The organism is Vibrio sp. R11-SG3-ISO3-SZ (genome assembly GCF_059834345.1).
In genome coordinates this window covers 1-11,143 of record NZ_JCBDGX010000126.1, presented here as the reverse complement: position 1 = coordinate 11,143, position 11,143 = coordinate 1, and the positions used below count along the sequence as shown (strand labels likewise).

Here is an 11,143-nt window from a genome sequence, read left to right as displayed (position 1 = left end):
CGGATTTCATCTCGCAAGTGGACGCGCCTGAGGTGCTAAGATCGGCAGCCGTCATGCAAGCCATCATGAGCCCTGAAGTGAAAGAAGACGGCCTCAACTCAGAAGCGATTGAGATTGCTCCAGAGCACATTATCGTGGTGCGTGTTGAAGAGAGTCGTGATGAAACACTGCTGCCGCTTAGTGAAGTCCGCGAACAGTTGATGGTGTCGCTAGCTAAAGTCAAAGGTGAACAAAATGCCATTGAACTTGCTAAAGCAATGACCGAACAGTTAGAGCAAGGCGACGCATCACTATTGGAAGAGAATGGCCTGGCGTTCTCAGACGTAGAAACCATCGATCGCAGTTCTCCTTATGCTCAGACGGTATTTGCGTTGCCAAAACCTGCAGCGGGTGAAGTTCATTACGCTCAGACCAAAGACCTTAATGGCGACATTGTGATCGTTGAATTAAGCCAAGTCTCGAGTGAGTACGACGCTCAATTTAATACTCAAATTGGTAATCAACTGCTTCAGACGAGTTCACAACAAGAACTCAGTGGACTGGTGAGTATTCTTCGTAAAACCTACGATATCGAGTATTACGCGGTGGCTCAATAATCCCGCTGGCGTGCGAGGCATCGCACGCTAACCGTGTAATTGATAATCTCATCATAACGGGCTGCATCTGCAGCCCGTTATGTTTTCTACTTTTCGCACTTTCTCCTGAGGATACGCACGTTACTCTAGTAGCGGTAATTCAGTGAACTAAGGAGATCCTATGCGAGGGAAAGCATCCCCACTTTTAGCACGCTTGAAAAGCGTCTTTTCTGTCGCAGCGATTACGCTGTGTTTTGTGACCAGTCCACTCTCTTTTGCCAATGAGCAAAAGCAACCAGATAAGTATGAGGGAATAGAAATAACGGTTAACATCAATCAAGCCAGTGCAGAAGAATTGGCCGATTTGCTCTCAGGGGTTGGGATAAAGAAAGCTCAGGCTATCGTAGAGTATCGACAAGCAAACGGAAAGTTTAGTGCAGCCAATGATCTCACCCAGGTAAAAGGGATTGGTGAGGCGATCGTGACAAAAAATGCGGATCGCATAAAGCTTTGAGCGTGATCGTTCAACCGATGTGACCTTTTAAGCATCAATAACCTACTAGAGAGGAATGCCCACTCTCAGCAGTTCTAGTAGGTTTTTATTCACTTCTTTATAGCTGATAAAGATTTTCATTCTGTAACAATATCCAATTAAATGCACTATCACCCGATCCCGCCTAGCGAAAATACGCGTATGAGTATATAATTTGTCGCCGAATTTCAAGGTCAACGCACTTTGCTCTTCACTTCAACGTTGTCACGTTTTAATCATGAGCCATTGCCATTTGAACGTGTGTTTTGTGGAGATCACCGCGGTGACCGTCAATAGACTTGGAGTAAAACATGTCGTCTCATACACCGGTCGTGACCGTTGATGGACCAAGTGGTGCGGGTAAAGGCACGCTTTGCATGCTGTTAGCAAAAAAATTAGGCTTTCATCTTCTCGATTCTGGCGCGATCTATCGCGTATTAGCCTTGGCTGCTATTCATCATGGTGTCGATTTAGAATCTGAAGATGCACTGGTGCCGATTGCGACTCATCTTGATGTCCAGTTCGTTGCAGAAGGCGATTTGGTGCGCGTTATTCTTGAAGGGGAAGATGTTTCTCGCGAACTTCGCAAAGAAGAGACAGGTATGGCCGCATCAAAAGTGGCCGCTTTACCACGTGTACGAGAAGCGCTACTGAGACGCCAACGCGCCTTTGCTGAGGGCAAGGGTTTAGTGGCCGATGGCCGTGACATGGGCACTGTCGTTTTTCCTCAAGCTGAGGTGAAGATTTTTCTCGATGCCAGCGCTGAAGAGCGAGCGAATCGTCGCCTCAAACAGTTGCAAGGCAAGGGCTTAGATGTTAAATTTGACGACCTTTTGAGCGAGATCCAAGAGCGAGACGACAGAGATCGTAATCGCCCTGTGGCGCCATTGCGCCCGGCAGAGGATGCGCTTTTGCTCGATTCTACCTCGATGAGTATCGACGAAGTGGTAGAAAAGGCACTACAATATATCGAATCGAAGCTAGTCGCTTAGGCGGCTAGGTAAGAGCGTTGGTCGCATGGATGATGACTAGCGAATTTAATAACCCCATGTGGTAGGACACCCGTGGACGTTTAATTTATTGAAGATTAACTAAATGACTGAATCTTTTGCTCAACTCTTTGAAGAGTTTCTAAACGAAACAGAATTCCAACAAGGCAGCATCGTTAAAGGTACTGTAGTAGCTATCGAGAACGGTTTCGTTCTTGTTGACGCTGGTCTTAAGTCTGAGTCTGCTATCCCTGCAGAACAGTTCAAGAACGCTGCTGGCGAACTTGAAGTTGAAGTGGGTGCTGAAGTAGACGTAGCGCTAGACGCTGTTGAAGATGGTTTCGGTGAAACTCAACTTTCTCGCGAGAAAGCGAAGCGTCACGAAGCTTGGATCGTACTTGAGAAAGCTTACGAAGAAGCTGAAACTGTTGTTGGTATCATCAACGGTAAAGTTAAAGGCGGTTTCACTGTTGAACTAAACGGTATCCGTGCTTTCCTTCCAGGTTCTCTAGTAGACGTACGTCCTATCCGTGACACTGCTCACCTAGAAAACAAAGAGCTAGAGTTCAAAGTTATCAAGCTTGACCAGAAGCGTAACAACGTTGTTGTTTCTCGCCGTGCGGTAATCGAGTCTGAGAACAGCGTTGAGCGTGATGAGCTTCTAGAAACTCTACAAGAAGGCGCAGAAGTTAAAGGTATCGTTAAGAACCTTACTGACTACGGTGCATTCGTAGACCTAGGCGGCGTTGACGGCCTACTACACATCACTGACATGGCTTGGAAGCGCGTTAAGCACCCTTCTGAGATCGTAAACGTTGGTGACGAGATCCAAGTTAAAGTTCTTAAGTTCGATCGTGAGCGTACTCGCGTATCACTAGGTCTTAAGCAGCTAGGCGAAGATCCATGGGTAGCAATCGCTAAGCGTTACCCAGAAGGTCACAAACTATCTGGTCGCGTAACTAACCTAACTGACTACGGCTGTTTCGTTGAAATCGAAGAAGGCGTTGAAGGTCTAGTACACGTTTCTGAAATGGATTGGACTAACAAGAACATCCACCCATCTAAAGTTGTTAATGTTGGCGACGAAGTTGAGGTTATGGTTCTTGAAATCGACGAAGAGCGTCGTCGTATCTCTCTAGGTCTGAAACAGTGTAAAGCTAACCCTTGGCAGTCTTTCGCTGAAGCGCAAGCTAAAGGCGACAAAGTAACTGGTAAGATCAAGTCTATCACTGACTTCGGTATCTTCATCGGTCTAGAAGGCGGCATCGACGGTCTAGTTCACCTATCTGATATCTCTTGGAACGTTGCTGGTGAAGAAGCGGTTCGTGAGTACAAGAAAGGCGACGAGATCTCTGCAGTTGTTCTAGCAGTAGACGCAGAGCGTGAGCGTATCTCTCTAGGCGTTAAGCAAATGGAAAATGACCCATTCAATGCTTACGTTGCAGAGAAGAAGAAAGGCGTTCTAGTTAACGGTACTGTAACTGCAGTAGACGCTAAAGGTGCAACTATCGAGCTTGAAGAAGGCGTAGAAGGTTACATCCGCGCATCTGAAGTTTCACGTGACCGCGTAGAAGACGCTTCTCTAATCCTAAGCGCTGGTGACACTGTTGAAGCGAAATTTACTGGCGTTGACCGTAAGAACCGCGTAATCAACTTGTCTATCAAAGCGAAAGACGAAGCTGAAGAGCAAGAAGCAATGGCTACACTGAACAAAGCAGACGATGCTTCATTCGGTAATGCTATGGCTGACGCTTTCAAAGCAGCTAAAGGCGAGTAATCTCGTCGATAGTTAGAAAAAGGAGCCGAAAGGCTCCTTTTTTATTGCCTATCAGTGACCTAGTGTCCAATTTGTAGAAATCGTACGAAATTGTCGCGAAGACTACACAAACTGACGAAATCTTGTCTAAAATTGATAGCAAGTGTTTGTTGGAACTACTATTAGTAACTATAATAAATGATAAATTACTCTACGAGGGATACTATGACTAAGTCTGAATTGATAGAAAGACTCTGTGCTGAGCAGACCCATCTTTCAGCAAAAGAAATTGAAGATGCGGTAAAAGATATTCTCGAGCACATGGCGTCAACACTGGAAAGTGGTGACCGCATTGAAATTCGTGGTTTTGGCAGTTTTTCTTTGCACTACCGTGAGCCTCGTGTGGGTCGCAATCCAAAGACAGGCGATAAAGTGGAACTCGAAGGTAAGTATGTTCCCCACTTTAAACCGGGCAAAGAATTACGTGAACGCGTAAATATTGGATAGATTTTCACTGCCTTATTCATAGCGGATGAAGGCAGTATAAAAAAACGGCATACATTAGGTATGCCGTTTTTTTATAAAATGAAAACCCGAGATAACCATGGTTTGTTCAGTGGTTTTACTGCATAATCGTAGCAGCGTTTGTCCATTCAGGTGATAGAAGATGAAAATTATAAAAATTGTTATCGTACTGGCTCTGTTTCTTGTCGCGCTGGCATTAGGTTCGCAAAACCAAGAGGTTGTGAACTTCAATTACTTATTAGCTCAAGGTGAATTCCATCTTTCAACCCTACTTGGCGTGGTATTTGTCGTTGGCTTTGTGATTGCTTGGATCATCTTTGGCAGTTTACATTTACGCTCTCAGCTTGAAGTTCGTAAACTCAAACGCCAGGTCAAGAAACTCTCTCCGGCTGAATCGACACCAGAGCAGTCAAACGCATAATACACTTAGTCGTTAGGTAGGCTCTTCACTCGATGTTAGAAATACTCTTCTTGTTATTGCCAATTGCCGCCGCTTACGGTTGGTATATGGGTAACCGTAGTGCCCAGCAAGACAAGCAGAAACAGTCCAATCAGATTTCCCGTCAGTACGTGACGGGTCTAAACTTGTTGCTGTCCGATCAGTCCGATAAGGCGGTCGACCACTTTATCGAACTGCTCCAAGTTGACAATGAAACCATAGATACCCATTTAGCATTAGGTAATCTCTTTCGCTCTCGTGGTGAAGTGGATAGAGCGATTCGTATTCACCAAAATCTTATCTCACGTTCAGGGCTGACCATCGACCAGAAAAATATCGCGTTGCAGCAGTTAGCCAAAGATTACATGGCGTCGGGTTTTCTCGATAGAGCGGAAAAGATTTTTGAACAACTCGTGGACGAGCCCGATCATAGAGAAGCGGCATTAGGCCAACTGGTCGCGATTTATCAGCAGACACGAGAGTGGGGCAAAGCAATAGAATACGCCACGCTTCTCGTTAAGATGGGGCGTAAGCGTATGCGCAGTAGCATCGCGCATTTTTGGTGTGAGCTTGCAGCGCAAGAAAAGCTCGAGGGGAACATCGACAAAGCCACGCAACATTATAAGCGCGCTTTATCTGAAGACCCCAAATGCGTACGAGCCTCTTTGGCGCTCGGGCGTCTATTTCTTGATGCTGAAAATTACGCTGAAACCATTCACTACCTTGAACAAGTGCTTGAACAAGACAGCGACTTTGTCAGTGAAGTGTTGCCGACGTTGGCGGAGTGCTATCACCATATTGGTGATCAAGAAGCGCTATTGGATTTTTTGCGCCGTTGTATTACCAACAAAGCGGGTGTGTCAGCGGAACTGATGCTGGCTCAGTTGGTGGCCAAGCATGAAGGCGCAGGAGCTGCGCAAGAATTGCTCACAAGGCAGCTGGTTAAAAACCCAACAATGAAAGGTTTTTATCGCTTGATGGATTATCATCTAGCGGAGGCAGAAGAGGGCCGCGCGAAAGCGAGCTTGGCAACCCTGCAAAAGTTGGTGGGTGAACAGTTAAAAGTGAAGCCTCACTATCGTTGCCGTAAATGCGGATTTTCAACCCACTCCCTCTATTGGCATTGTCCATCATGTAAAGGGTGGGGCACGATTAAGCCCATTCGAGGATTGGATGGCGAATAGCCATAAATTTTTAAATGCAGCGGCGATCCCGCTGCTTTTTTTCGACTTATAGATACATTAGGAGATGAAATGATCGACCAAAAAGTGATAGTTGCGCTGGATTATGACAACCAAGCTGACGCACTGGCTTTTGTTGATAAAATCGACCCAGCGTCTTGCCGACTCAAAGTTGGTAAAGAGATGTTTACTCTCTTTGGTCCCAATTTCGTCAATGAGCTGCACAAGCGCGGCTTTTCTGTTTTTCTCGACCTCAAGTTTCACGACATTCCGAACACCTGCTCCAAGGCCGTTCGCGCTGCTGCTGAGATGGGGGTATGGATGGTCAATGTTCACGCCAGTGGCGGTGAACGCATGATGACGGCATCACGCGAGATACTGGAGCCTTATGACAAAGATCGCCCGCTGCTCATCGGAGTTACTGTACTAACGAGTATGGAGCAGCAAGATCTCGCGGGCATTGGATTGGATGTCGCGCCTAAAGAGCAAGTGGTACGCCTTGCAACGCTCACTAAAAATTCTGGGCTGGACGGTGTTGTTTGTTCGGCGCAAGAAGCGAGCATGCTTAAGAGTGAGTTGGGTCGTGACTTTAAATTGGTCACACCAGGCATTAGACCAGCGGGCGCAGCAGTGGGGGATCAGAAGCGTATTATGACGCCTGTTGATGCCATTCAAGCAGGGTCAGATTATCTGGTGATTGGTCGCCCTATCACGCAGGCGAGCGACCCTGCGGCGGTGTTGGCAGAGATCAACGCCACATTGGCTTAAATCATAGTGTATGACTAACAAGGCCAGCAAATTGCTGGCCTTGTGCGTTCTTGGGGTTATTCGGCGCAAAGTGGTACGCCACTGTGGAACTTAAAATCAGCATCGGGTGATGAAATAAGCGCGGCTTCTTTCTGACCAAAATAGTGAATGCGATCTGAGATGTCTTTGCCTGCGATCTCCTCAGCGAGCACGAGATAGTCTTGATAATGACGCGCTTCTGAGCGGAGCAGGGAAATATAAAACTTACCAATATCTTCATCCATTAATGGCGCCAGTTTGGCAAAACGTTCGCACGATCTCGCCTCGATATATGCGCCAATGATCAATTTATCGATCAGTGTTTGCGGCTCATGCGTTGCCATCTCTGATATAAGGCCTTTTGCGTATCGGCTGGCAGGAATCGGCTCGTACGTGATTCCTCGTTGTTCCATGATTTCCAGCACCTGATAGAAGTGGTGCAACTCTTCTTTGATCAGTAACACCATCTTATCGATCAGCGCTTGGCTGTAGGCTGAATCCGATTTCGCCATGATTGACTTGGTAATGTTGCTTTTGCCTTTCAGTGTCTCTAGGTTACCCGTTTGACGATAGGCGAAATCTTCATAGGGCTTGAACCATTCAAGTAACGCAGTCGCACTCGATGGGTCGACCGCATACTTTCGAATCAAGTACATCGCCGACTGACCTGCCTTTAGCTCGCAAAGCAAGTGGTCGATCAACACGGTTTTTAGGTTCTCTGGTTTACTTGCTTCGTTGACCCACTCGTCCGGGGTGTGACAATGAAGAAATTGATGGATGGGAGAGAGTAAATCCTGGTATTGAGCTAAATCTGACATGGGGTATCTGTTTAAATAGAAAAGGTCGCAACCGCGACCTTTGAAAAGGGTGATAACTGATTATATTACCATTTTTTCTTGGCACCAAAGAGCACGTCCATATCGTCTTGACGTTCTTTCTCTTCGATTTGGTGTAACTCTTCCGCGTTGCGTGATTGACGTTTCTGCTCAAGCTGATCATACATCTCCTGCAGCTTTTCTCTCGCTTGGTTGGAGTAAGCGTCATTTTTGGTGCTTAATGCATCCAAGCCTTTGCGCAGCAGTTGAATCGCGGTACCCGGTTGGCCACGTACGATGGCATCGTTGGAACGTTTGATAACATTTTCGATATTGATGCGAATCTGAATGGTTTCCAGACGCGCGTTCTCAGTGACGAAAGTCTGAGTGTCTAGGCGTCCTTTGTTATGTTCGCTGCGAACGGTATCACGAAGACGTTTCACTAGCTTAAGCATCACAATGGCTTGTTTGTCACTGGTTGGCACCTTGAAAGCGGTACTCTCACCTGACTCACTATTTTTCAATTGAGCAATTTGTTGTTTGACGGATTCAACACGCTGTTCCAATTGTTTGTTCTTCGGATCCAGTTCATACATGCTTTGCAATGAATCTAAGATACGATTGTTTAAGCAAACGAGTAGCTCTTTACTATAAGGAAGGTGGTGCGCGTGACCGATAAGTTCTTCTGTTGCATCAATGATTTGCAGGTAACGTGAGCTTTCTTGTTTCTTGGCCGTTTCAACTTTCACTTTATACTGAAGCATAATGTTGTAGCCAAGAACGAGAACCAACAAGATGGCAACGAGCGCTATGATTAAACCAATATTCATAAATTCCGTATCTTATGTTCCGTCATGGTTAGCAGTTAAGGATACATGATCCATCGCCGCTAGACACTTTTTTATATTATTACTCAACAGATTATTTAAAGTAATGAAAAACATCAACTGCTGAGCAAATCTGTGCCTCTGCTTGCAAAACATCCGCTTGAATCCAATTTGGTTATGCTTTTGCGTCGCATTTAAAGCATAGGACTATTATTTTAAGCCTAGAGGCGTTATAACTAAATATTATAAAATATGTTGGCACTTGCCGTGCGTAGGTAAGGGAATACGAGGTCGAGAATGAAATTACAACAATTGAAGTACATTGTTGAGGTGGTCAATCACAATTTGAATGTCTCCGCGACGGCGGAAAGTCTTTATACATCGCAGCCTGGCATCAGTAAACAAGTACGATTACTTGAAGATGAACTCGGCATTCAAATATTTGAGCGCAGCGGCAAACACCTTACCCAGGTAACGGGCGCGGGCCAAGACATTATTCGTATTTCTCAAGAGATCCTCGCGCGCGTTGAAAGCATCAAAGCGGTCGCCGGTGAGCACACTCACCCGGAGATGGGCACGCTCAATATCTCAACGACCCATACCCAAGCGCGTTATGCCTTGCCGGATGTGATCAAAGGGTTTACGGCGCGATACCCTAAAGTCTCCCTTCACATGCACCAAGGCACCCCTTCGCAAATGTCAGAAGCGATTGCGAAAGGCACTGCCAACTTTGCCATTGCGACGGAAGCACTGCACCTTTACCAAGATGCTATCATGTTGCCGTGTTACCACTGGAATCGCTCTATTGTGGTACCTAAAAATCACCCATTGGCGCAGAAAGCTCAGGTGACCATTCAAGATCTTGCCTCATACCCTCTGGTGACTTACGTCTTCGGCTTCACAGGCCGCTCTGAGCTCGACACGGCCTTTAATAAGGTTGGTTTAACGCCAAGAGTCGTGTTCACTGCGACCGATGCAGATGTGATTAAAACCTATGTAAAAATGGGCATGGGAGTCGGCGTGATTGCCAGCATGGCGATTGACAAAACTCAGGATACCGATTTGGTTTCCATCGATGCAAGCCACATCTTTGGCGCCAGCACCACCAGTATCGGGTTCCGTCGTGGTACCTTCTTGCGCTCTTACATGTTTGATTTTATGGAGCGCTTTGCGCCGCACTTGACTCGCCCTGTGGTTGAGCAAGCTCTGACGTTAAAATCCAACGCCGAAATTGAAGAGATGTTTAAAGACATCGAACTGCCAGTGCGATGATCGAGAGGCACTTCCAAGCGCTGGATGACTATTTACGCCAACATCAAGTCTATTGGCGTTTTGAGCCTTTTCTCGCGAGCAGCGCCTCTTCTCTACCTTGGCAAGCGATTAACCCCGATCTTTGCCATTGGTTAGATACCTTGTCGGAAGAAGAAATTGAGCAGTACAAATCGGATACCGATGCGCTGCTCGCCGCGATGACGCTACATTTTCCTGAGCTAGGCAGTATCAAAGCGCTTACCGATTTATCGCTCTATTCACTACCTACCGCGAGCCATCTATCGACAGACGTTGAGAGCGTGTCACTGCCTCGCGGATTAGAGAAAGGGATCCCCGGCAGAAAACTTCGACAGATCACCTTAATGGGCACTGCAGCGCTAACGCATCATAAAGGTGATGAATGGTTGGAGTGGTGTTCGGGCAAGGGTTACCTTGGCCGTATATTGGCGAGTCAGTCTCAGCAAAACGTCACCAGTTTCGAGTACCAAGCGGCTCTCTGTCTATCTGGGCAAACGGAAGCGGATCAGATGGGCTTGACGATGACGTTTGTTCAAGGCGATGCATTGAGCAACGAAAGCCAATCGGTACTAAAGCCCAATCAACACGCGGTGGCGCTTCACGCGTGTGGTGATTTACACGTTTCACTCATGCACAAGTCCATTGCCGCAAAGCTGCCCGCTATAACCTTATCACCTTGCTGTTATCATTTAATCGAAGGTGAGACCTATCAAGCTCTCTCGGCTCAAGGAAAGGCATCAAGCCTTGGATTAACCCAGCAAGAACTGCGGATCCCGCTACAAGAAACCGTGACTGGCGGCGAGCGAGTCAAACGCCATCGCCAACTGGAAATGAGGTATCGATTAGGTCTCGATTGTCTGTTTCGTCAAGCGTTGGATTATCGTCACTATGAGCCGATCCCCAGTGTAAAAAAATCACAGTTATCCGAAGGCTTTGAGTCGTTTTGTCACTGGGCATGTCAACAAAAGGGGATAGAATTACCGAGCGTTGACTTTGCTGACTATGAACAGCAGGGGATGAGGCGTTATTGGCAGATGGAGCGATTGAGTCTTTGTCAGCAAGTTTTTCGCCGTGTGCTTGAACTGTGGCTAGTGATGGACAAAGCGCTCTACCTAGAGCAGAACGGATACCGTGTCTACGTAGGCGAATTTTGTTCGAGAGAAACCACGCCGCGCAACATTTTAATCCATGCTGAACGTCAGTCGTGACTGAAGTCTACCCGCCTCTCTTTTTTGTTACTGCACTGTTAAAAGTTGCTTCCTTTTTCATCACCTTGTTGGTAATAATGAATACCATGCTCATACATGAAGCATGGGTATAACTATTACAAGCACACCCTCATTAATTACAAACACAACATCGTTATTGCTTATATCAAGGAGTTAAGATGAAAGCAGGTAAAATCTTTGCCACCGCAGTACTGGCCAG

At 46.6% G+C, this 11,143-nt stretch carries 11 protein-coding genes and 1 pseudogene; 10 read left to right on the top strand and 2 right to left on the bottom strand.

The features are described from left to right. The 8 genes and pseudogenes from AC6R1O_RS15020 to pyrF all read left to right on the top strand — a co-directional run. Positions 1-596, top strand: a pseudogene (locus AC6R1O_RS15020) (peptidylprolyl isomerase); the annotation flags it as partial. 160 nt (positions 597-756) lie between these two features. Next, positions 757-1,089 (top strand): ComEA family DNA-binding protein, encoded by a 333-nt coding sequence (locus tag AC6R1O_RS15015; protein WP_334552570.1) that lies wholly within the window; start codon positions 757-759, stop codon positions 1,087-1,089. A gap of 329 nt (positions 1,090-1,418) precedes the next feature. Next, positions 1,419-2,099: a (d)CMP kinase gene (gene cmk, locus AC6R1O_RS15010; RefSeq protein WP_334552569.1), complete on the top strand. Its 681-nt coding sequence runs from the start codon at positions 1,419-1,421 to the stop codon at positions 2,097-2,099. A gap of 103 nt (positions 2,100-2,202) precedes the next feature. Further along, positions 2,203-3,873, top strand: coding sequence for a 30S ribosomal protein S1 (rpsA, locus tag AC6R1O_RS15005; RefSeq protein ID WP_334552568.1), 1,671 nt, complete (start codon positions 2,203-2,205; stop codon positions 3,871-3,873). Between the two features lie 204 nt (positions 3,874-4,077). Next, positions 4,078-4,359: an integration host factor subunit beta gene (ihfB, locus tag AC6R1O_RS15000; protein WP_011080796.1), complete on the top strand. Its 282-nt coding sequence runs from the start codon at positions 4,078-4,080 to the stop codon at positions 4,357-4,359. Positions 4,360-4,519: 160 nt separating this feature from the next. Continuing rightward, positions 4,520-4,798: a lipopolysaccharide assembly protein LapA domain-containing protein gene (locus AC6R1O_RS14995; RefSeq protein ID WP_500630323.1), complete on the top strand. Its 279-nt coding sequence runs from the start codon at positions 4,520-4,522 to the stop codon at positions 4,796-4,798. Between the two features lie 32 nt (positions 4,799-4,830). Next, positions 4,831-6,000, top strand: a complete 1,170-nt coding sequence (lapB, locus tag AC6R1O_RS14990) for a lipopolysaccharide assembly protein LapB (RefSeq protein WP_334552566.1) — start codon at positions 4,831-4,833, stop codon at positions 5,998-6,000. Between the two features lie 69 nt (positions 6,001-6,069). Next, positions 6,070-6,765: an orotidine-5'-phosphate decarboxylase gene (pyrF, locus tag AC6R1O_RS14985; RefSeq protein WP_500630322.1), complete on the top strand. Its 696-nt coding sequence runs from the start codon at positions 6,070-6,072 to the stop codon at positions 6,763-6,765. Between the two features lie 56 nt (positions 6,766-6,821). Here the strand turns inward: pyrF and miaE are convergent, their stop codons facing one another. Beyond that, entirely contained in the window at positions 6,822-7,601 is a 780-nt protein-coding gene (gene miaE, locus AC6R1O_RS14980; protein WP_500630321.1) for a tRNA isopentenyl-2-thiomethyl-A-37 hydroxylase MiaE, read from the bottom strand. A 65-nt stretch (positions 7,602-7,666) separates the two neighbouring features. After that, positions 7,667-8,428, bottom strand: a complete 762-nt coding sequence (locus AC6R1O_RS14975; RefSeq protein ID WP_334552563.1) for a DNA repair protein — start codon at positions 8,426-8,428, stop codon at positions 7,667-7,669. Between the two features lie 294 nt (positions 8,429-8,722). Between AC6R1O_RS14975 and cysB the strand changes: the two genes are divergently transcribed. Together cysB and AC6R1O_RS14965 are read left to right on the top strand one after the other, a co-directional pair. Further along, the gene (gene cysB / locus AC6R1O_RS14970) at positions 8,723-9,697 is read left to right on the top strand and encodes an HTH-type transcriptional regulator CysB (protein WP_334552562.1); all 975 of its coding nucleotides are present in this window, start codon (positions 8,723-8,725) and stop codon (positions 9,695-9,697) included. Then, entirely contained in the window at positions 9,697-10,923 is a 1,227-nt protein-coding gene (locus tag AC6R1O_RS14965; RefSeq protein ID WP_500632691.1) for a methyltransferase, read from the top strand. The genes cysB and AC6R1O_RS14965 overlap by 1 nt, the downstream gene beginning before the upstream one ends. Positions 10,924-11,143 lie beyond the last annotated feature (220 nt).